The sequence below is a fragment of the Xanthocytophaga flava genome (assembly GCF_030068545.1).
In the GTDB taxonomy this organism is placed as follows: domain Bacteria; phylum Bacteroidota; class Bacteroidia; order Cytophagales; family 172606-1; genus Xanthocytophaga; species Xanthocytophaga flava.
The window spans coordinates 165,801-189,703 of record NZ_JASJOR010000003.1 but is presented as its reverse complement, the minus strand read 5'-3'; the positions used below and the strand labels follow the sequence as shown (position 1 = coordinate 189,703).

Sequence of the window (23,903 nt, the reverse complement as noted above, 5' to 3'; positions counted from 1 at the left end):
ACAGAAGCCTTTTCTCGTTTAGTATTCCAATTACTCTCCATTGGCAACAACCCAGGCAACCAACGCCCACCCCACAATCATTAAAACACCTCCAATTGGCGTAATTGCTCCTAACCAGCGGATTCCTGATAAACATAGAACATAGAGTGATCCCGAAAAAATCAGTGTTCCTCCTAAAAAAGAATATCCAGCGTAGGTTAATAAGCGACTCTCTATACGATAGGCTAGCAATCCAGTAATTAGCAAAGCAAAGGCATGGTAAAACTGGTATTTAACAGCTGTTTCATAAGTATCTAATCGCTGTGATGTTTCCAGCATAGGTTTTAGAGCATGTGCCCCAAACGCGCCTAGTCCTACTCCTAAGCCCCCCAATATGGCTCCACTCAGTAGAAGAAATTTTTGCATATAAATAAAGGTTACTTGAAAAGATTTTTGGTATAAAGTGTCAAAAAAACAAGAGATAAGTATATAAAGTGAATGATCTTGAATATCCTTTCAGGACTAATATTCTTTATTCAAACCTATACAAAATACTTACCCTTTATATTTCCCGACAAATAACATGTAAAAATCATATCTTCAAAGCCTGAAGACTTATTTGTCAGTTAAAAGAGCAGCAATCTAAATTCAACCAGATACTATTATGAATAAATGCATATTCTTAGATCGGGATGGTGTATTAAATGAAGAAATTGGCACTTATGTTTATAAACGTGAGGATCTTATTATTCCTGAGGGAATGCCCGAAGCACTTCAACAGTTAAAAAAAGCAGGTTATTTATTGATTGTTATTACCAATCAAGCAGGAATAGCTATGGGCAAATATACCAGAAAGGAAGTTCTTGATTGTCACAGTAAAATACAGGAAGCCTGTGGGAATGTATTAGATGCACTCTATTATTGTCCACATCATCCAGATTATGACACAGCATCGCTTACAAGAAAACCAGATTCATTGATGATCGAAAAAGCCATTGCTAAATTTAATATTGATAGAAATCAATCCTGGATGGTAGGTGATAGACAGCGGGATATCGAAGCAGGCAATAAGCAACAGATCAAAGGAATTTTTATATCAACTCAGGAACCATCTCCTTTAACGGCAATTTATAATGCAAAAAATCTGTTAGAGGCTAGTCGGTTCATTCTTCAATCCTCTACTGAGGCTTAATAAAAAATCCACAAAGTTACTTCAAGAACCTTGTGGATAAAATATAAATAGGCAAAGCAGAAGTTATCCGCTCTTTGCTAAAGATCAAATAATGTAAGAGATATTGGAAAAAGGGTAATAATTAATTATTACCCTTTTCAGCTTGCTTTACACTTGCATGTAGTTTCTCTACACCATTAGCCTTAGAATAAGTAGGGCATGTGTATTTTTTAGCACAAGCAGATAGACTGGCAACAACAACCAATCCTATAAGTAATACCTTTTTCATGGAATGATTTTTTCTTTTTAGTTAATCAAATATACAGATCTTTTTTGACTTCAAATAAATAAGTCATTGATTTCTTTAGACTTAGGTTGAAGTCTAATGTAATATTTTACAAGTTTCTATATATTAGTACAAGAAGCATGCCTATTTGTAACCTAATATTTTTAACATTGATTCACTAGTCTGCTCAGGAGCAAATAAACTAGTCACAATATTGCCCTTTTCATCCCGATCGATAATAACATGCTGCGGAGCAGGAATTAAGCAATGTTGAATACCTCCATAGCCTCCCAGCGACTCCTGATACGCTCCTGTATGGAAGAATCCAAGATATAATTCCTCATCTGTTTCAATCTGGGGTAAGAACACTTCTGAAATATGTGCTTCTGAATTATAATAATCTAAGCTATCACACGTTAATCCACCTAAATTTACTTTATGGTAAGGATTATCCCAGTTATTGATGGCCAGCATGATGAATTTCTGATTCATTCCCCATGAATCAGGTAGCTGAGTGATGAATGAACCATCAATCATATACCATAATTCTTTATCGTTTTGCAACTTCTGATCCAAAACAGAATAAATAACTGCACCACTCTCCCCTACAGTAAAGCTTCCAAACTCAGTAAAGATATTTGGTACAGGCACATTATTCTTCTCACAGATCCACTGAATATTTTCAATTACCTGCTCAGCCATGTACTCATAATCATACTCAAACTGCAAAGAAGTTTGAATAGGGAATCCACCTCCTATATCAATAGTATCCAGCTCAGGGCAAACTTTTTTCAGCTCACAATATTTATAGACAAAACGGCTTAATTCACTCCAGTAATAGGCAGTGTCTTTCACACCCGTATTAATGAAGAAGTGAAGCATTTTTAATGTATACTTCGGATTATCCTGAATGCGATTCTTATAGAAATCTGTAATGTCGTTGTAACGAATGCCTAAACGGGAAGTATAAAACTCAAAATTGGGTTCCTCATCAGCAGCAACACGAATGCCAAGCTGCATAGGTACATTCACAGCAGCATCATATGCATCCAATTCCTTCAGATTGTCCAATACAGGAATGCAATTGACAAAACCATCATTCACCAATTCACTGATATATTGAGTATAGAGAGGTCTTTTATAACCATTACACACAATATATCTGTTCTTATCCAGTGATCCTGCTTTCTCCAGTGCCCTTACAATAGGAATATCATAAGCAGAAGAGGTTTCAATATGGATATCATTCTTTAATGCCTCTTCAAGCACAAACTGGAAATGCGAAGATTTTGTACAATAACAATAGGTATAAGAACCTGCATAATTGAATTTTTTTATTGCATCATTAAAGATCTCCTTTGCATATTGTATATGCTCGCTAATCTTTGGTAGATAAGTCAGTTTTAATGGGGTGCCATATTTGCGGATAATATCCATCAAAGGGACACCATTAAATAACAACTCATTGTTCTTCACCTTCAGTTCTTCCGGAAACTCAAATGTCTGGTCCACCAGGTCTATATAACTCTTCATTGGTGGTGCTTTCATTTTCGGTGCAGGCTTCTTCTTCGCACGCATGGCGGCTGTGTTCATCGGCAGTGTAAGGTGTTAGAAATGGTTATTTTATACGAATAATAGATTATTAAGTTTACTATTTCTCTGTTATAGTTAACAGACCTTTTTCTCGTAAATCGGCTTGGCAAAATACAATTATTCTAGTACAATTATATCTAAACAAAGCTGGTTACAAAACTATTAAAAAAAATACGTTACAATGCTGTTTTAAGTTCAGTTTTTAGCAAAAAAATGTACACTTGCCATGTATACGCAAAATAAAATCCAGCAGATTCAAAATCATAAAAAAAAGCCTGTAAATGATTACAGACTTTCGTGAAATAACAACATACGAATACAGGAACACAACTCATGTTTGTTTACTATGGCAGATCCATTTCATTATACACTACTTCTGCCCTAATTCTCTGTTGTTGACAAGCTCCAGAATTGCTCAGTTTAATAAGCTTGTCCAACCATAAAAACAGCATTACCAAATAACAACTTTCCTCCATGCCAGAACGCGCGGAAAATAGGATTTTCAGCCATATAAATTATTTGTCCACGGCCCATTTCCTGTACACCAAAAATAGCAGAGTTTTGTAGTTTGGCTTTGGTTTTATAGCCAACATGCCCAGCTGTATAATTTGTGGTTTGCAGATAGCCTACATTCCATCCCTTTTTCATTAACTCATAAGGAGAATTGTTTCTAAAAAGTATGGCAATGTTCTTCTCATATCCAAAAGCCAAGGGATGCGTATTGTCTAATGTCACCTGATAAACGCTGCCTTGAATATCTTCTGCAATGTACTCCCGGTCTCTGTGTCCATAGATCTTCAATGTATCAGCAGGTGAATTAACTTTTTTGGGTGCAGGTTTAGCTTCCTCTTTCTTTTTCCATTCAAAATCAGTTTTCTCACCTAATATTTCAGCCGCATTTTCTATGGCAATTACTTTCCCCCCATCCTGAATCCATTCTTTCAGTTTGTTTATCATTCGTTCATTCCATACACCACTATAAGATCCAGAAGGTAAAATAAGGATATCCAGTTGTTGCAAAGGAACAGAACCAAGGCGGCTTACATCTATTACAGAGATTGGATAATGAATCTGTTGCTCAAAGAAGTGCCATGTAGAACTAAAGCCATCTGTACTAATACCACTTCCTGTTACAAGGCCAATACGCGGAGCTTTAATAAAATGATTATAGTCAGAACCAAAGTCAAACCCTTTATCAACAAATCCAGTAGATACAGGCGTTGGTATAATACCTGCTAACTTGGCCTGATCAGTAATAAAAGTATCAAATGCTTCTCCCAAAGCTTCATTACCTGTCCGTGTAATTAACAAAGTTCCAGGAGCAAATGTTTTTCCATTCATCTCAAAGGCAACTTCACTATTTCGGATCTTAATTTTTTTCTTTAGCAATGCAGATAAAAACTGAACGTCCCGTAAATCTTTCCATTCAACCAGATATGCATAAGGTTTTACCACCACTGGAGATTGTGCAGAAGTTGTATTTTTAGGTTTATCTGATGTATTGCCACTCGCTATTGCATCAGACAATCCATAAGCTTTCACTCCAAATGCATAAGGTATCGCCCAGGATGTCAGGTCATAGGTAAGAGAATCTTCGAGCATAGGCTTAGGATCAAATAAAGCACGCAGCATCACTGACTTAGGCTGATAAGCACTAATAACCAGATCATTTTCTTCTATTTTAGCTGCTTCACTTTTTCCTGTAGCATAGTTAAATCCTTTTACTGAACCTCCCTTATTTGCATAGCCGTACCGAATACCATTTCTATCAAGAAGTTGTGCTATACTCTGAATTTTGGATTCATCACCTTTTGCTTTGATCAGATATCCTTTATAGGCACCTTGTGGATTATTGCGGGATTGGTCAAAATAAGTCTTGAATTCTTTTAATACCTGATCACCTCGTGAAGCAACGGCCTCGATGCTGGCATAACTGGCGGCCACATGATGGGCAATTCGCTTTGTTAAAGTTAAAGTATCTCCTTCAGAGGTTAAATAACCTAATCCAGCCCGTCCACTTCCACCTTGCTCATAGGTCATTCCGATTGCTCCATTGAAAGAAGGCCAGGTATCACCAAAACTTGGATAAAGCAGATCATACTTTTCACGTGTAAAATACAACCAATAGTTCTTATCAAAATACTTTCTATTCGCCTCACCTATATGCTGCTGAAACTGACGCTGCCAAGGTGTAAGCGCTTCATGATAGGGTTTAGCCGACGGAGCAAAATAGTAGGGAGACTCAGGTCCCATTTCATGAAAGTCAGCATGTAGATGAGGCATCCATTGATTATATAAAGCTACTCTTTGCTGCGTTTCCTGTTGGGTCTGCCAGGCCCAGTCTCTGTTCAAATCAAATAAGTAATGATTGAAACGCCCCCCTGGCCAAGGTTCCTGATGTTCTCTTGAGAAAGGTAATGGTTGATAAGGAAAATTAGCTACTTGCTTGTACCATTGCACATATCGCTCATGTCCATCTGGATTTAAACAAGGATCTAATAACACTACCATATTTTTAAGCCATCCTTGCATCTCTGCATTTGCTGGGTTTACCAGATCATATAAGACCTGCATGACAGCTTCTGATGAAACAGCCTCATTCCCATGGACATTATAGCTCAACCATACAATTGCAGGCTGAACTGAGGAAGGTGTTCCTGATACCAAACCCGTTATCTTCAGGTTATTGGTACGAATTTCTTCCAGTCTGTTTATATTTTCAGGAGTTGCTACCACCATTACCATCAATGGGCGTCCTTCATAAGTTTGACCATAAGGAACAAGTTTACAACGGTCTGTAGCCTGACTTGCAATAGTTTCAAAGTAGCGCACCAGACGGTCATGTGGGGTAAACTGGTCTCCAAGCTTATAGCCAAGAAATTTCTCTGGAGTAGGTACATTCTGTGCAGTTGCAGGATGAAACGACAGAAGAATAACACACAACTGGAAGAAAAAAAATCCACATAGTTTATTTTTCACTACGCATAGGTAGGTATTCTCCCATAAGTTCAATATATTATTTTGACTATACAACAGGTAGTCTCTTTTTTTCATAGAAAATCGATAAAATGGTTTGTTAAAATTCGGATACTGCAAAATGCGGAAATAAAATGATTTTGACAAAGACCTATATTTGAGGTAACTTTCGAGAATAAGGAATAATATTATCTAAATCTGTGTTATTCAGGCTTCAAAAGTTGACAGATTGTCTATAGACAACTGAGAATTAAACAAATGGATACTTCTTTTATTTCGTACTACTCCTCTCCTATTGGCTGGATTGAAATCACAGCTACTCATGAAGGAATTTCATCTGTACTATTTGTCGAAAATCAAACCAAAGCAGTATCTGAACATCTTCCTAAATTTATCCTCGATTGTCAGATACAATTAGACGAATATTTTAAAGGGCATCGTCTTACTTTTGATCTTCCACTTATTGTAAAAGGAACCGAATTTCAAGTACAGGTTTGGGAAGAACTTGCCAAGATCCCTTATGGAAAGTTAACTACATACAAAGCCTTAGCATATAAATTAAAAACGCCAGCCGCCATTCGGGCTATTGGTAATGCCAATAGCCGTAATCGTCTATGTTTGATCATACCTTGTCATCGCGTAGTGGGTAGTGATACTAATATGGTAGGGTATGCAGGGGGTATCTGGCGCAAAGAGTGGCTGATTGAACATGAAGCCAGCAATGGAGGCGGTTATCAGCAATTAAAGTTATTTTAGAGACCTTCTATACAGTTTATAAAACAAATTTGGATTTAATCTCACAATTTTACTAATCACGTAACCTAATTTAAAATGCCAAGACAAAATATTCTAACTGGATCTCCATGGGAAGATAAAATGGGCTACTGCCGTGCTGTTCGTATTGGAAATACCATAGAAGTGTCCGGAACAGTAGCTATTGTGGATGGAGAAAAAGTAAAAGCGGATGATGCCTATGCACAAACTCAAAACATTCTTGAACGTATTGAAAAGGTATTAGAGCAAGCGGGTGCTAGTATGAAAGATGTAGTACGCACCCGTATATTTACAACAGATATCACACAGTTTGACAATATAGCTAAAGCTCACGGAACTTATTTTAAAGACATTAAACCAACTACAAGTCTCTATGAGATAAGTAAGCTGGTTGCTCCTGAATACCTGGTTGAAATAGAGTTCACTGCGATTGTAGAATAAACATTCCAAAGCATACTTTATATCTTTCATCCGTACCTATACAGGTACGGATTTTTTATAAAACTATAGTACGAACTTTCTACCTTCCTCTATAGTTCACACATACAACCTAGAATCCCATCTTTATGACAAACCCTACTCATATATCACATACACCCAATCGATTGGCACAGGAAACCAGTCCCTATCTTTTGCAACATGCTTACAATCCTGTTGACTGGTTTCCATGGGGTGAAGAAGCTTTACAAAAAGCCCGTGCAGAAGACAAACCCATTATTGTTAGTATTGGATATTCGGCATGCCACTGGTGTCATGTTATGGAGCGGGAATGTTTCGAAAAAGCTGCTATTGCAGAGATTATGAACACGCATTATGTATGCATCAAGGTAGACCGAGAGGAACGTCCGGATGTAGATGCTATATATATGGATGCACTTCATGCAATGGGCTTACAAGGAGGCTGGCCTTTAAATGTATTTCTAACCTCAGAAGCTAAACCTTTTTATGGCGGCACCTATTTCCCTCCTCAGCATTGGGTAGATATTCTCAAACAAATATCAGTTGCGTACCATCAGCAGCGAGATAAGATTCTGGAATCTGCAGAATCATTTACAGAACATCTGGGAATTACAGAAAGTCAGAAATATCGGTTGCAGAGCAATGAAACTCAATACACCCATTCTGATCTGGAGCAAATATACACCAAACTATCCAGCCAGTTTGATACAGAAAGAGGGGGTATGCGTAAAGAACGGAATAAATTCCCAATGCCAAGTATTTATCTTTTTCTTCTTCGTTACTGGCAGATTACACAAAATTCTACAGCTCTAAAACAACTTCGCCTTACTTTAGACCGAATGGCATCAGGAGGTATTTATGACCAGGCAGGTGGGGGATTTGCTCGTTATTCCACAGATCCTGAATGGTTTGCCCCTCATTTTGAGAAGATGCTTTATGACAACGGACAATTGGTCAGTCTCTACAGTGAAGCCTTTGCTGCAACCAAGGATACTTTATACAAACAAGTAGTCTATCAAACTATTGAGTTTCTAGAACGGGAACTCACATCTTCAGAGGGAGGATTCTACTCAGCGCTGGATGCGGACAGCGAAGGAGAAGAAGGGAAATTTTATGTATGGACAAAAAAGGAAATTTCAACTATTCTTGGCCATGATGCTGAATGGATATGTGCATACTATGGAATTACAGAAGAAGGCAACTGGGAGCATGGAAATAATATTTTACATAGTACACAAAAACCGGAACTATTTGCCGAAGAAAATGAGCTTCCTGTAGAAGAATTTTTAGAAGTGTTAGCCAAGTCTAAAACTAAACTTCTTGAAGCACGTCAGCATCGTATACGCCCTGGTCTGGATGACAAAATACTTTGCTCATGGAATGGACTTATGCTTAAAGGGCTAATTGATGCATATGCTGTTTTTGGAGAAAAACGATTCCTCGATCTGGCATTACAGAATGCAACCTTTCTAAAAGAAAAAATGCAGAATGGGCCTCAATTATGGCACAATTATAAAAACAGTAAAGCAACATTGCCTGGATATCTCGAAGATTATGCCTTTGTCATAGATGCATACACAGCTTTGTATCAGATAACAACAGATGAAACGTGGTTATCTTCGGCTCAACAACTGCTTGATTATACTATTGATAATTTTTATGATGAAAAGGAACAACTGTTTTTCTTTACAGATGCAACTGCCGAAAAACTTATAGTTAGAAAGAAGGAATTATTTGACAATGTTATTCCTGCCTCCAATTCTGCTATGGCCAAGAATCTTCATCTGCTTAGTGTTCTGTTAGATTGTTCAGACTATCATACAATAGCAAGCCGAATGCTAGCACGTGTTAAGAATCTGATTCTTACAGATGGGCAATATTTATCTAACTGGGCTTGTTTGTTTACGTATTTTGTGCAACCTACAGCAGAAATAATTGTAGTTGGTCCCCAAGCACCTGTCTTCCGAAAGGAGATTGAACAGACTTACTATCCTAATAAAATTTTAATTAGCGTTTTAGCAGAACAACCAGATACTACTACACCTCTTTTGGAAAGTCGGCAGGCAATCAATGGACAGACAACTATTTATGTCTGTTACAATAGAAGTTGTCAATTACCTGTATTCTCAACAGAAGAAGCATTACAACAATTGATTCAAAATAGCAGATAACAATTATTACTGACTATATAAAAAATTGTTAGGTACCATTTGTGTTTACTATTTGGGGAAATGGAGTATTAATTCTTGAAAACCACTACTACACTGATAATTTTTCTAACCATGCCTCCAGAAGGAATGTTCTACGAAGATCTGATCGAAGAATATATTTTTAATCGCCTGAATATCTCACAGCGAACGCAATTTGAAGAAACCCTTGAACATAATGTGGATCTACAATTTGAATTTAAGTGGCAATTAGAAATCATTCGATGTCTTCAATTTTACAGAAAACAACAGCTTAAACATCGCCTGGATTCAGTGATTTGCTAAATCAAAAGCCTCTTTGTATAAAGAGGCTTTTGATTACTAAAATGTCAGAGGTACTATAAACTGAAATTTCAACCATAAGGCATTATCCTTTTTACTACGGTTCCCCCATTGTGATATATTATCCAGATAGTCTGTCTGTGTATTGAGCCATCCTCCCTGTATTCCAGCACCATATCCATTAGGCAATAGATATATTACTCCAGCCTGTGTAGGTAAAATGGCAGATATACTTCCATATGTTTCATTAGCAGCACGAGTATTCAGTTGATCCTGAAAATTATTCCCATACTCATCTTTAGGATTATAACGCATAAATCCGATACCTTGACTCACATATACAATCCAACGAGGTGTTTTTATCAGATTAATCTGTAGATCATAATTCAATGAAAAAAATGTTGTCTTAAAATACAGATTCGGTGTAGGAGTTGTTTCTGACTCACCAGTAAATACATAACTTGGATTTTGTCCTGTTATAGAGCCTATTGCCAAATTCAAATGACCATTGACCCGATGCTTGCGATTAAATTTCACACCTATATAAAAAGCAGATGCCCATTTACGATAACTGCTAGCCAAGTCTCCTTTATAAGCAGTTGGCCCTATACCAATTTCCAATAAACGTGTCGGAGAATGTTTATCTGAAGGTGATTTATCAGGTTCTTTTGTTTGAGCACCTTGTACAGATGACTGGGCTTGTATACTTTCAAAAACGCCAAAAGTACAAGTAAACAACACCAAAAAATAAAGTAGTATTTTTTGTAACATATAGATAGAACAGAATACCTTTTGAGCAATTGTTTTAGTAACTAAACTTGGGATCTTTCATTTCGAAACAAGCATATACTTACTATAAGCTGCGATTTTACAGATTCTTTATTTAATTTCTTGTTTATTCATCTGCAGGTCGTTACAAAAGTACTTTTTTCTCACAAAGCACAAAAAGCTATAGTAAGTAATTCAGATTTCAGCTTACACCAAAGTTGTTTCAGAATTAACCAATTTATATTTTCCCAACTCCTCTAAAGAATCTCAACTTGTAGCACCTACCCTATTGTACTACTAGTAAGCAAACAATTATATTATCAGTAGTGTATAAAAACCTGATTTTTTACAAGGTTTTTCGCTATCTTAAATGTAACTTTCATTTTCCCATCTACAACTAGTTCATTTTTACGTCATTATGAAACACTCAATACCCATCTCTCTGACAATTGCCGGGTTGCTGCTTGCTATGAATAGCTTTGCACAGACTCCCAGCAAGACAACATCCAAAACCACAACCAAACCAATATCAGGTACATCGGCTAAGGTTTCAGCTCCTGTTAAGGTTACTTCTGTCGAAGGAATTACAGAATATGTATTGTCCAATGGTATGAAGGTTCTACTGTTTCCAGATCAGTCCAAACAAACTATTACTGTTAACATTACATATCTGGTAGGCTCACGAAACGAAAATTATGGAGAAACAGGCATGGCTCACTTATTGGAACATCTTGTGTTTAAAGGCTCAACTAAGCATCCCAACGTAGCTCAGGAGCTCACCGCACACGGATGTAATCCCAATGGTACAACCTGGCTTGACAGAACCAATTATTTCGAAGTATTCCAGGCAACAGATGAGAATCTTCACTGGGCTCTTGACATGGAATCAGATAGAATGGTTAATAGCTTTATTGCTAAAAAAGATCTGGAAAGCGAAATGACCGTAGTTCGAAATGAATTTGAGATGGGAGAAAACTATCCATCTAACATACTGATGCAAAGAACTGTGTCATCAGCCTATCTGTGGCACAACTATGGTAACTCAACCATTGGTGCTCGGGCTGACATTGAGAAAGTACCTATTGACAGATTAAAAGCTTTTTATCGTAATTATTACCAGCCAGATAATGCTATCTTACTTGTTGCTGGCAAAATTGATGAGGCGAAAACACTGAAGCTTATTAACGAAAGATTTGGTATAATTCCTAAACCAACCCGTAAATTACAAACTACCTACACAGACGAGCCTACCCAGGATGGCGAACGACTGGTATCCCTTCAACGTACAGGAGATGTTCAGGCATTGTGCGCAGTTTATCACATTCCAGCAGGTGCACATGCTGATTTTCCAGCTTGTGAAGTAATGACAGAATTACTCACAGATGAGCCATCAGGAAAGCTCTATAAGTCATTGGTTGAAACGAAGAAAGCCAGCTATGTATATGGATACAATTTTGCTTTACGTGAACCTGGAGTAGCTGTATACAATGCAGGTATACGTCTGGAATCTTCTCTGGATAGTGCTAAAAATATTTTTGTAAAAACCCTTAATGACTTTGCAAAGTATACCCCTTCTCAGGAGGAGGTAGATCGCATCAAAAACAAAATGTCAAAGAATGCCGAACTCACTCTCAATTCTCCTGAGGACTTTGGAATCAATTTAAGTGAATATATTGCTCAGGGAGACTGGAGGTTGTTTTTCTATACGCGGGACCAGATTCAGAAAGTGACTCCGGAAGATGTACATAGAGTAGCACAGAATTATTTGAAACCATCCAATCGGACACTTGGTGAATTTATACCTACTAAAAATCCGGATCGTGCAGAGATACCAGTTGCTCCAGATATTGCCTCTTTATTGAAAGACTATAAAGGAGGTGAGGCAATTGCTCAAGGAGAAGTATTTGATCCGTCTCCTTCCAATATCGAGAGTCGGACTAAACGAGAAACAGTTGGCGGAGTTAAAATGGCATTTCTTTCAAAGGAAACACGAGGTGATGCTGTGAATGCTCAATTAGTACTTAAATTTGGTGATATAAATAGTCTACAAAACAAAGGCATTGTAGGATCTCAGGTAGTTTCTATGTTAATGAGAGGGACAGAAAAGCACACACGCCAGCAAATACAGGATGAACTAGATAAATTGAAAGCAAGAGTATATGTATATGGAGGAGCCGATAAGTGTGTGGTCAATATTGAAACATTACGTAACAATCTGCCTGCTGTTTTGAAATTAGTTTCTGAGTTTGTTCAGACACCTAGCTTTCCTATCGAAGAGTGGGAAAAACTGAAGCAGGAAAAACTGGCTCAGATTGAAGAACAAAAGTCTGATCCGCAAAGTATAGCCTATTCAGAACTTAATAGATATATAAATCCTTTCCCTAAAAGTGATCCACGATATAATTTCACCTTTGATGAACAAATAGTTGAACTTAACGCACTCACAATAGACCAGATTAAACAGTTCCATAAAGACTTTTATGGTGCATCTAATGCGAATCTGGCTATTTCTGGAGACTTTGATGAGAAAGAGATAAAAGATCTTGTAACACAATCTCTGGCAAACTGGAAGAGTCCCAAACCTTATAGTCGTTTAACCAGAACCTATCAGGATATTGCAGCCATCAATAAATCTTTCGAAACACCTGATAAAGCGAATGCTATGTTTTTTGCTCAGGTAAAACTTCCAATTAATGATAATGACCCTGACTATCCAGCGCTTTTATTAGGTAACGAAATCCTGGGTGGTGGCTTCTTGAACTCACGTTTGGCAACCAGAATTCGTCAAAAAGATGGAATCAGTTATGGTGTAGGTTCTTATGCATTTGCAGATCAATCCGAAGATAAAATTGGGGGTTGGGGAGCTTATGCAATCTATGCACCAGAAAATGCAGGTAAGCTGGAAGTAGCCTTTCAGGAAGAACTACAGAAAGTACTGACAGAAGGATTTACCAAACAGGAAATAGAGGAAGCAAAAAAAGGCTGGTTACAAAATAATCAGGTATCCAGAGCTCAGGATAGTTACATAGCAGGCAAACTGGAAGATAACCTGACTTATAACAGAACCTTTAAATGGGACGAAGACTTTGAGAATAAAGTCAAAGCACTTACTCCAGAGCAAATCAATGCAATAATGAAAAAGTATATAGATCCTGCCAAGATCAGTATTGTAAAAGCAGGGGACTTTGAGAAAGCAAAGAAAAAGATGGGAATGCCACAAGAAGAGAAACCAGCACAGGCGGCAGGAAATAAGAAACCATGACATTCTATTGAAGATATTTCAAAATAAAAGAGGCTATTATATAATAGCCTCTTTTATTTTGAAATATCACTTTTTCTTTAATCTATAAAACCAATCGCTTCCATCATAATGCAACTTTATAATTATCTCACCTGTACAGTTTTTGTAAACACCAGATGAAGCAGTTATATCTTCTCCACCTGTATTCTGATTAGGAAACTTAACAGTACCAGTTGTTGCATCAAAATCCATATAGGGTTCATATCCACTATCATAAAAATTGTCCAGAATAAATCGATTCGGAACACTAGGATCAGCTGTAAGCGTCAAATCATATGGCCCGGAACTTGTTGAGCCATAATCTTCTGTTGCATCATAAGAACCAGCCCAGTCTGCTGCGTTGAAAGGACAAGCATCCGTAACATTCAAAAGTACACTATTATTTTTGCCTGCAACAAATTCAGCAACACCACCATCACCAGTACCTACAGGTTTAGGATCAGATCCAGACCAATCAAATTTATAATGATCCTCGGTAGTAAGATCTTCACCAGCAGAAAACCAATCAGATCCGGAATTGTGCACTTTTACCTGATACTTTTGCCCTGGCTTAATAAGTGGATAGTCTACAAAAGTTTGCCCACCATCAGTTGAGAACAATAAATTCATATTGTATTTATCAAACTGTAAGGGGCTATTCGTTACCTCAACCAATGAAGAATATGTCTTTATTTTATCATCATCATCATCCTTACAGGAAGATAAAGCTAATAAAGCACCAATGACAAGTGGAACGTAATTATATATTTGTTTAAACATAATTGCTATTTATTAAAATTAAAGTCACCTTAAATTCTATACTACCTGTTATCATTTCTTCACAAGCGTTTCACTAAATCTTCTGTAATTACCTGCTGTATTTAAATATTCATAGTAAAGATGAAATGTTTTTGTAGCAGGATCATATGTTGAAGTTTTGCTGCTTGGAGTTATTTGTACAGCAGCTTCTGGATCACTTTCAATAGTAACCGTATTATCTTCGTTTACGTAGAATAAAAATGTAATACCAGTATTATTGCTAAACGGCTGCTTACCAGCTTGTTGTTTCAATACTTCCTTATCTTGTGCAACCAAAACCTTAGGATCTTCAACATAGTTAGCAGAAGCAGACTCTGCTCTTTCTAGGGTATAAGTAGATTTGTAAGCACCAGCATATGGATTACCAACAACATGGAAGTATACAAATCCATGATTTGAACTAGTAGGAAGCCCTGCATCATTTACAGCAGTAACAGGAAGCATATAATCTTTAGTAAAATCAATTTTGTCCAGATGGAACTTTACTTGGAACTCCGCATAAGTCTCACCTGATTTAATAGTAGCCGTAGTATTAACAAACTCATAAGCAGAATCAGGCATCATCTGATAATTGATCTTATCTGTAGCAATATAATCATCTAAAGCCTCTTCTGGGGTATCAATAGTAAATGCTACATCTTTGTTAACCTTACCCTGAATAGTCACTGCATATGTCGCGGTAAAAGTAGGATGCGCAGGATCATTAAGCAAAGCAGAGTTAGCAAAGTATTGAAGACCGGAGTTAACAGTAGTACCGCCATCAGGATTATAAGTCATCATCACAATTGGTGATGTTCCATCTGGAGGCATATTCATAGGGTCACCATCAAGACAAGAGGTTGCTACTACAGGAAATGCCAACAAGCACAGATATTTTAATATATTGAATCTCATATAGTCTGTTTAATAAGTTATTTAGCCCAAAAGATTAGAGAGTTAAAGGAATCAGCAGTTTCAACATTGCTTGGATTATATTGTATCTCTGATGCTGGATATAGAATTCGGGAAGGTAATCTATCAGGACGGGTACTTTGAGATACAGTTGAGGCAAATGTTGTTGTGGCAGCAGTTCCAGATACAACAGGATAACCTGTTCTTCTGTACTCATTCCATCCTTCATGGCTGTTTACCATATTAAGTGCAATATATTTTTGGGTAACAATAGCCTCCCTCTTTTGCTCTGTGGTAGTTGCCAGATTAAAATTCACAAGTCTGGAAGTAGAATTACTAGCAATATAACTTGCAGCATCAGCATCTGGAGTACCAGAGTATGATCCATTAGGGAGCATATATACATATTCAAATGAAGCAGTAATGCCAGATTCAAACAAAGCTTTTGCATCACCGGTAAGAATATTGTTAAGAGCTCCTTCTGCTTGCAGAAAATAACTTTCAGCAGCTGTAAAAAGAGGGTATCCGGCATCTGGCCCTTTCAATGCACCTGTAGATCCACCGGCTACGGTTCCTGTCCTTTCTGTACCTGGATACCAGAAGCTGCCATCAGGACTTTTAGGGATACCCGTACTTTCAAAACCAAGTTGGTTTGTTCCAGTAGACGGAAATTGATAATACATTTTAGCTCCTCTACCTGGATCTTTTAGCTTTGTACCATCATAGAATGCCAGGATGAAAGTGGAAGGAATCCATGCTTTATTACCAGCAGAACCATTATAGGCAAATCCCCAAGTATTCCATAAAGGATTTTGCTTGTTATTATCACGAGTATAACCTGGATTTATCAGGGCATCTGTAGTCAGAAAACCCGCTGGATCAAAACTAGTATTACTAAAAGTAACCTTGCCATTAGCTCGGACCATAAGCCGTAACTTGATGGTATTAGCAAGTTGAATCCAGCTAGTCATATCTCCGCCAAATAAAACATCATAATTGTCAATAGCAGCTGGAGCCACAGATGCAGCCTGTCCGGTTTTAATAGCAGTGATAGCATCATCCAGTTCTTTAGCAAGGCCTACATAAATATCTTCGCCCTTATCATACGTTGGAGTTAACATATCAGCACCTTTCAATGCATCTGTATAAGGTACATTATTATATGTATCTACTAACAATTGAAAATCGTATACACGCATTATTCTTGCAGCAGCATTGAAATAGATATCTGCATCAACATCGGCAGTTTGGTTGATTATATATTGATAATCTTCAAGATTATCATATGTAACAGCCCATAATCCACTGTAGTTGTTGGGAGTAAATGCATACGATACGTTTTCATTAAAACCACCATATCCGCCAGCGTTGGCAGCATAACCACCCAATTGACTCCCATATGTATTATAGTTATTCAATACAAGGGCAGTAGCAGTAAGAGCCTGTGGTAATACCAGTTCTGGTGTTACTGCAGTTGGTGCGTTAGGGTTCTTATTTACATCGAGATAGTTGTTGCAGGATGACAATACTGCAACAAACAAACAAATTACTATCGATAATTTTCTCATTTTTAATTCTTTCAAATTAATGTCTAAAATCAATTTCTTCCTGAAACATTGACAAGCTTCTTCTCAACTAATTACAGTCTCAAAGTCAATGTAGCCCCATAATAACGGGTAGGAGGTGTTTGTCCTAGGTCGTTCAAACCAGATCCATTACCTGTCACGCCTGCTGAACTATATTCAGGATCAGTGTAGTAATTGTCTTTTGCCATCCACAGAAACAAGTTTCTTCCTTGTACACTGATATTAGCACCTTTTAGAACTTTACCTGTGAATTTACTAGGCAGGTCATAGGATAATGAAATCTCTCTTAATTTTAAGAAGTTACCAGATGAAATATAATTTGAGGTAACGTTTCTGTTAATCCCATCAGACCAGAAGCCATTATTACCATTTCCATTTGCAATGGTAATGTTTGTATTTTCAACATAGATAGGAGAACCATCTGCATTTGTTCCGTCCTGATAAACTGAATTAGGGAATACAAAACTCTCACGTCCATATAAAGCAGTTCGGTAACCAGTTCCAGACCAATCTAACTCAGTACCAATCCCATTGAATACTTTGTATCCACTACGATATTCAAATAAGATAGAGAAACGGAAGTTTTTATAGTTTACAACTGCATCCATACCTAAACGATTTTTAGGAGTAGCATTTCCCAAAATCACATTAGAAGTTGTAGAAGAAGGAAGTCCTGTTGTTTTGCTAACGATTACACGTCCTTGTGGATCACGTTGATAATCCAGCCCCATAATAACAGGGAATGATTGACCTGCAACAGCAGAAGAATTAGCATTTCCAGAAGTTGCCAATGATAATGATGGTAATAATTCGGAAATCGAATTTACTTTGTTATCAAGATAAGAGTAGTTACCACCAACCGTCACAGTCCAGTCTGGAGTTTTGATTGGAGTTACATGTAATTGAAATTCAACTCCTTTAGAGGTTGTCTCACCTACATTCGTTGTTAAAGTATTATATCCTGTACTATTTGAAACACTTGTAGTAACAGTTTGATTATCTGTACGGCTATGGAAGTAAGTTACAGCAGATGTAATTTTATCATTCCACAGATTGAAGTCTAAACCAACTTCATACGTATGGGTAAACTCAGGTTTCAGATCAGTACTTACTAAAGAGTTATTCACAGAATATCCAGCTAGGCTACCATAAGGAAAACCATTGTTGGTGCCATAACTCACATTACTACTAAAAGTAGGCAGAGTATAATAAGCTCCAAAATTGGAAAAGTTTCCAGGAAATCCAGTCAGCCCACCTAAGTTAACCTGACCTGTCTTCGCAATACCTCCTCTTAATTTAACATAGTTAATCAATCCACTTGCTTTCATTTCAGGGAAGATATCACTCAGAATAGCAGAAGCTTCTAAAGATGGATAAAAGAATGAGCGATTTTCCTTATTCAATCTTGAATCCCAGTCATTGCGACCACTGGCTGTTAAGAACAAATAATCTTTATAACCTAAAGTCAGTTTTCCATATACACCAACTAAACGGGTTTTATATTCAGCCTCTCCATACAAAGGAGTACCTGTACCATTACTCAGGTTATAGAGACCATCTACAATCAACCCACCAATTCCTGTTGTCAGATATCTACCTGTATTTTCAATTAACTGAGTACCTGCAACTAAATTAGCATTAATTACACCAAAGTGTTTGTCATATTGCCCAAGTAAGTCAGTAACCAACTGAGTAGAATTGTTAGCAGTTTCTGTTACACTCGCTGGAATATCTGTTTTTGAACTTTGATCGGTATTTTTTGCGTAATTACTATACTTGTAAGCACCATTGAATTGCTTTTGTGTAAAAAAACGAGAAGAAATACCTTGACGAGCAATTAGATCAAGACCTCTTATAGGAGTAAATTTAATTTCCAGATTTCCAGTCAAATACTTATTTCTCTCATCTCTTCTATAATTATCCGCCTGGAAATAAGGGTTCTGATACCATGGATTATAAAAACCATTTGGTGATGCGAACTTGTTAGTTCTCCAATCTTTAAATTGAGTAATATCCACGTTTGAAGGCATATTCAACATATTAGAATAAATGTTAGATGTTGCCGACGAAACGTCATAGTGATCAGGAGCATAAGCAGTAGAATAAGTTACCATTACAGTATTTCCTACTTTTCTTGTACCATTTACCCGAATATTACCACGAGAATATTTATCACCAGGAGTTGTACCTTTTGAACTTACATATTGACCAGAAATATAGAAGCTTGACTTCTCATCACCAGATGAAACAGAAAAATCTGTCTGATTAATTAAGCCGATCTTCCAGAAATCATCATGACCAGGTTTAAAGTCATATGTAGAATATAACTGTGAGCCATCTTCCAGTTTTGGACCAAGTGGTCTCAAAGTCCCATCAAAGTGAGGGCCATAGGATTGATTTTCCAGGTAGTTGAATACAGGCTTTCCATCAGGACCTATTCCATAAGCAGAACCTCCTGGACCATACCCTTCCTGAATCTTTGGAAGAAAAGCAACCTGTGACCACTGCACGTTTTGAGAAACAGTAATATCAACCTTACCTTCTTTTCCTTTTTTAGTTGTAATGATTACAGCACCATTGGAAGCTTGAGATCCATAGATAGCAGCAGCACCAGCACCTTGCAGAATGTTAACAGACTCTACATCGTTCATATTAAGTGTACCTAATACAGAACTAGGAACGATAACATTATCTATAACAACTAACGCCTGGTTATTACCTGTAAGAGAGCGTTGTCCACGTAATACTATACGAAAATCAGGGTTAACACCGCTACTTGTCGCATTGATCTGAGCACCAGCCACTTTACCTTGAAGACCACCAGCCAGGTTAACAGCTCTACCACCTGTAATATCTTGTGATTTCAGAATAGTTTGAGAAGTTCCTAACTCTCTTACTCTTGCCTGAAGACCACCCGCAGTTGTTACAACTACTTCACTTAGTTCAGTAGCATCCTGTGCTAACTTAATATCTACAGAAGAACGATTACCGATCTCTACCTCCTGAGCTTTAAATCCAATGAAGGAAAAAACCAACACCTTATCTCCATCGCCAACAGTTAGAGAATAAGTACCCGTTGAACTTGAAGTAGTTCCTTTGGTAGTCCCTTTTACACTAACACTTACTCCAGGCAGAGGTGTCCCATCTGTTGCATCTGTCACCTTTCCGGTTATCGTTCTGTCCTGAGCCAAGGCAAGCCCAACACATAGCAGGTATGTAAAACCTACCAGTAAAAGTTTTCTCATAAATTAAGGTTTAAAGTTTGATTAGTTTGAAGTATATAATTTAATCACTAGCTGGTCATCACTTTTCTATTTATTGGTGAGGAATCTTAAAATATTACAATTCATATTTCGAGGTTTTAATAATAATCATTAACTTTTATGCTGCTTTTTATATGTCTGTAGATATTATTCCGTCATAAGGCATTTAGTAAGGTATACAAATGTGTAAACTACACTTGATGAGTATTAGAAAAAAAAACTACAGACAACGAATAATCAATAAATTAATACAGGAATATCGATCATTAACTAAAATTATTTCGCTAAATAAATAAAAAACCAAATTATCAACAAACAATACATAGAAATAAATTTCACTATCTTGATAATTCGCGTTCTAATTAGTCGGATAGATATCAATAACATTTTACACCACATATATTCTCAAGTAATTTCTTGCATCAAAAAAAGGCAAAAAATTACAAATTTGCCTATACACCTTTTTGCTTAGAAGTACCTGAAAATTACTCTGATAGCATCTATCATGTATGTGTATAGGAGTCTTTTATAAACTACATTACCCAATCACATTTTCATTGTAAACTTGACCTCATCTTCTAATATTTCTAGTTGTAATCTTATACTATTTTGATACACCTCCTATCAGTATTTTATTCTGTAAATATTTAAAAGGCTGTATAAAACCTTTTAATCAAAGACACAAATACAAAATGAAATCACTTCAAGCTGTAAAATTCCAAGTATAGGAAAACCAAACACCCTCAGATAACGGGCATATATCCAAGTTAAATTAGTGGATAACACACTAGCTGTTCCTATTAAAACAAATAATGTAATTAGCTGTGAAGAGAGGTAGTTAGTTGATAGGTAATAGAAGTAGAAATGAGTTAAACTCAAAAAAACAATAAATCTGGTCGTGGAGCTATCCAAAAAAAATACTAGATAAAAAATAAGAAAAGTATTAAACTAAAGCCTTTCAGTATTGACTTAAAACACTATATATAAAGATTAAACAATATAAAATAGTACAAAAAGCAAAAGCGGGACAATCTTAAGATTGTCCCGCTTGTTAAATAAAAATACTTTTAAGATTCTCGCTATAATTTACATACTCTTATTTCTGTAAATTTTAAAAGTGAGGATAAAGATTCAAAATAATACGATTCTATTTCTTTACCAAAGTTTCGTTTATAATCCTATCTCCATTACTTCCTACATATTTATAATTTAATGTAAAGGTTTTGGTTTCCGGATCATATTTATTAGTACCAGTTTGTTGAAAACTACTTACACTGGCAGCAGTTTCTTTAGGTGTAATCGTAACAGTATTATCTTTATTTACCTTCAACCACATTTTGTAATTTCCTGCTAAATCAGCAAACTCGGTTTCACTTGTAAATTTATCGATAGAACTCAGATGCTTATCTCTATTTATATCTCTGGGTGATGTTGGATGTTGAAAAAATCCAGTAGAATGATAATTACCTTCATATGCATTTGGTAAACCAGTGATAGCGATAACTGTATATCCTACATTACTCGCAATTGTTGCACCAGAAGCATCGGTAATGGCTAATGCTAATGCATAATCTTTACTGAAGTCTAAACCAGATGGAACAGTCACAACTACATTAAACGAGGCATCCTTTTCTCCTTTTTTTACTACAATCGGACCTTCTATTGTATACGCCTCAGTAGGTAACAATGTATAGGCTTCATCCCCATTAGGTATACGATAAATACTATTATATTTATCTAAAGCAGCTTGATTGCCGCTAACGGTTACAGCATAGTCCTTATCAGGCGCAAACTGACCTGCTACTGTTACAGTCAACTCTACTTTTTTGGCAGAATCAACTACAAATTTCTCTACCAAAAGATTACCTCCCTGAGAGCCATAAAAGCTTGCAATCATTTGTGCATTCTTTGACTCTACAATATCTGTATATCCAACATCTTCAAGGCATGAACTAAGCCCCAAGACAAGGCAACAGAAAGATATAATAACATATAAAGGTCTTTTCATGATTATTCGTCAATGCGTTTGAATAGTTAATTTATTTAATCCAGAATATTTTACTTGTAAATTGGCTGATTGCACCCTGTTCTTTTACATTAGCCGCATTGGTACTATATTCAGAAGCAGGATACAAAATTCTTACTGGCTGTTGAATACCTATAGCCCGTGTTGAAAGAGGAACATCAGGTACGCCTGTTCTCCTGTATTCACACCAAGCTTCAAAACCATTATAACTTGTCAAAGCCACCCACTTTTGATAAACAATTGCCTCAATCTTATCACTCGAAGAATTCCAACTAACATTAGAAATACTTTGATTGTAATAATCTGAGGCAGCAGTAGAAGCATCAGTAACACCTAAAAGCTTAAAAGATTCAGTTATTCCAGATTCAAACAAAGTTTTAGCATCTCCAGATAAATACCCTCTTTGTACAGCTTCAGCTTGTAGAAAAAAGCTTTCTGCAGAAGTCATTACGACCATAGATCTTGCATATCCATTATCATTTGTACCACCAAGTGCCTTGGGAGGATCAGCAATAGCAGGTCCAAACAATGAAACCTTCGTTGCTAGATAGTCATCATTTCCTTCTCCAAATTCAGGTCCTCTGTATTGTCCAGTATAAGGAGCAGCAGTAGCGGTAGTTGCTAAACGAGCCAAACGAGCCATATCATTTGTACTCTTCATATTATCAACAAAGAACTTAGAGTAACAATAAAAATCTCTATTTCCAGCTTTTTTATCTGCTGCAGTAAAGCCATAAGCTTCATAGAACTGATTCATCTTACCAGAAGATTTAGTATAACCTGGATTAGATAGTACATTCTCATCTGCACCCAAAAAACCAGAACCTTCTGCAGCAATTTTGGCAATCTGCTCCTTAATGTAATTTTCTTTTCCAGCAACATTAATTTGACGGAGAAGTATACGTAACTTTAATGTATTAGCAAACTTGCGCCATTTTGTTATGTTTCCACCAAAATAAATATCAGCAGAACCAGCGGAAGGGTTATCTCCAGAAACAGGTACTGTCAAATCCACAATTGCATCATCCAACACAGTGATTAAGTCATCATAAATCACTTGTCCTTCATCGTATTGTGGACGTATAGATGCAGTTCCCTTCAAAGCATCTGAATAGGGAACGTTATTATACATATCAACTAGTAACTGATAGTTGTATGCTTTCATAACTTTCGCTATACCACTTAAACTTTTTCTATTGGCAGCATTTTGCTCTACATATAGATAATCTTCCAAATTGTCATATATGCCTATCCAAGTTCCATTCAGAAAGTTAGTTGTAATATCATAGGTTTTCTGTTCATTAAAGCCAGAAACACTACCAGTAGGAGACCATTGTCCAACCCAGAAAGCACCTATTTCATGGTGAGCAAGACGAGCAGCTGTATTATTTAAAGCTGCGGCAATTACTAAGTCTGGTGTTGATGAAACAGCTTGATTAGGATTATCATTTACATCAAGAAAACCTTCACAACTACTCAATCCTATCAGCGAAATAGCCAATGCAATTGTATAAATATATTTCTTCATTGAGTTTCTTACGTT

The 23,903-nt window shown here is 36.7% G+C and carries 16 protein-coding genes; 5 read left to right on the top strand and 11 right to left on the bottom strand.

All coding sequences use genetic code 11. From position 1 onward, the window contains the following. Window positions 1-30 precede the first annotated feature (30 nt). Entirely contained in the window at window positions 31-405 is a 375-nt protein-coding gene (locus tag QNI15_RS06160) for a DUF423 domain-containing protein (RefSeq protein ID WP_314031040.1), read from the bottom strand. Between the two features lie 238 nt (window positions 406-643). Here QNI15_RS06160 and QNI15_RS06155 point away from each other — a divergent pair, with 238 nt between their 5' ends. Then, window positions 644-1,171 carry a D-glycero-alpha-D-manno-heptose-1,7-bisphosphate 7-phosphatase gene (locus tag QNI15_RS06155; RefSeq protein WP_314031039.1) on the top strand — a complete coding sequence of 176 codons (528 nt, stop codon included), beginning with the start codon at window positions 644-646 and terminating at the stop codon, window positions 1,169-1,171. 121 nt (window positions 1,172-1,292) lie between these two features. Here the strand turns inward: QNI15_RS06155 and QNI15_RS06150 are convergent, their stop codons facing one another. The 3 genes from QNI15_RS06150 to QNI15_RS06140 form a co-directional block, all read right to left on the bottom strand. After that, complete coding sequence (locus QNI15_RS06150) at window positions 1,293-1,439, bottom strand: hypothetical protein (protein ID WP_313985746.1); 147 nt, start codon at window positions 1,437-1,439, stop codon at window positions 1,293-1,295. A gap of 141 nt (window positions 1,440-1,580) precedes the next feature. After that, the gene (locus tag QNI15_RS06145) at window positions 1,581-2,969 is read right to left on the bottom strand and encodes an arginine decarboxylase (protein WP_313986248.1); all 1,389 of its coding nucleotides are present in this window, start codon (window positions 2,967-2,969) and stop codon (window positions 1,581-1,583) included. A 480-nt stretch (window positions 2,970-3,449) separates the two neighbouring features. Next, window positions 3,450-6,083, bottom strand: coding sequence for a M14 family metallopeptidase (locus QNI15_RS06140; RefSeq protein WP_314031038.1), 2,634 nt, complete (start codon window positions 6,081-6,083; stop codon window positions 3,450-3,452). Between the two features lie 180 nt (window positions 6,084-6,263). On the opposite strand from QNI15_RS06140, the gene QNI15_RS06135 reads away from it, so the two are divergent. The 3 genes from QNI15_RS06135 (at window position 6,264) to QNI15_RS06125 (ending at window position 9,409) form a co-directional block, all read left to right on the top strand. After that, window positions 6,264-6,761 (top strand): methylated-DNA--[protein]-cysteine S-methyltransferase, encoded by a 498-nt coding sequence (locus tag QNI15_RS06135; RefSeq protein WP_314004178.1) that lies wholly within the window; start codon window positions 6,264-6,266, stop codon window positions 6,759-6,761. Window positions 6,762-6,836: 75 nt separating this feature from the next. Then, window positions 6,837-7,220 carry a RidA family protein gene (locus QNI15_RS06130; protein ID WP_314031037.1) on the top strand — a complete coding sequence of 128 codons (384 nt, stop codon included), beginning with the start codon at window positions 6,837-6,839 and terminating at the stop codon, window positions 7,218-7,220. 125 nt (window positions 7,221-7,345) lie between these two features. Next, window positions 7,346-9,409, top strand: a complete 2,064-nt coding sequence (locus QNI15_RS06125) for a thioredoxin domain-containing protein (RefSeq protein ID WP_314031036.1) — start codon at window positions 7,346-7,348, stop codon at window positions 9,407-9,409. A gap of 357 nt (window positions 9,410-9,766) precedes the next feature. Here QNI15_RS06125 and QNI15_RS06120 read toward each other — a convergent pair whose 3' ends face one another. Continuing rightward, window positions 9,767-10,498: a hypothetical protein gene (locus QNI15_RS06120; protein WP_314031035.1), complete on the bottom strand. Its 732-nt coding sequence runs from the start codon at window positions 10,496-10,498 to the stop codon at window positions 9,767-9,769. Window positions 10,499-10,913: 415 nt separating this feature from the next. On the opposite strand from QNI15_RS06120, the gene QNI15_RS06115 reads away from it, so the two are divergent. Next, window positions 10,914-13,757 (top strand): M16 family metallopeptidase, encoded by a 2,844-nt coding sequence (locus QNI15_RS06115; RefSeq protein ID WP_314031034.1) that lies wholly within the window; start codon window positions 10,914-10,916, stop codon window positions 13,755-13,757. Window positions 13,758-13,823: 66 nt separating this feature from the next. Here QNI15_RS06115 and QNI15_RS06110 read toward each other — a convergent pair whose 3' ends face one another. From QNI15_RS06110 to QNI15_RS06085, 6 genes are all read right to left on the bottom strand, one after another. Beyond that, the gene (locus tag QNI15_RS06110; protein WP_314031033.1) at window positions 13,824-14,555 is read right to left on the bottom strand and encodes a hypothetical protein; all 732 of its coding nucleotides are present in this window, start codon (window positions 14,553-14,555) and stop codon (window positions 13,824-13,826) included. Window positions 14,556-14,606: 51 nt separating this feature from the next. Then, window positions 14,607-15,410: a BT_3987 domain-containing protein gene (locus QNI15_RS06105; protein WP_314031032.1), complete on the bottom strand. Its 804-nt coding sequence runs from the start codon at window positions 15,408-15,410 to the stop codon at window positions 14,607-14,609. Between the two features lie 95 nt (window positions 15,411-15,505). Next, a complete protein-coding gene (locus QNI15_RS06100) occupies window positions 15,506-17,053 on the bottom strand; it encodes a SusD/RagB family nutrient-binding outer membrane lipoprotein (RefSeq protein WP_314031031.1) in 1,548 nt (515 codons plus the stop codon). 71 nt (window positions 17,054-17,124) lie between these two features. Then, on the bottom strand, window positions 17,125-20,316 hold the full coding sequence (locus tag QNI15_RS06095; RefSeq protein ID WP_314031030.1) for a SusC/RagA family TonB-linked outer membrane protein: 3,192 nt from the start codon (window positions 20,314-20,316) through the stop codon (window positions 17,125-17,127). A 1,165-nt stretch (window positions 20,317-21,481) separates the two neighbouring features. After that, window positions 21,482-22,342 carry a BT_3987 domain-containing protein gene (locus QNI15_RS06090; protein ID WP_313976636.1) on the bottom strand — a complete coding sequence of 287 codons (861 nt, stop codon included), beginning with the start codon at window positions 22,340-22,342 and terminating at the stop codon, window positions 21,482-21,484. Window positions 22,343-22,373: 31 nt separating this feature from the next. Continuing rightward, the gene (locus QNI15_RS06085; RefSeq protein WP_314031029.1) at window positions 22,374-23,888 is read right to left on the bottom strand and encodes a SusD/RagB family nutrient-binding outer membrane lipoprotein; all 1,515 of its coding nucleotides are present in this window, start codon (window positions 23,886-23,888) and stop codon (window positions 22,374-22,376) included. Window positions 23,889-23,903 lie beyond the last annotated feature (15 nt).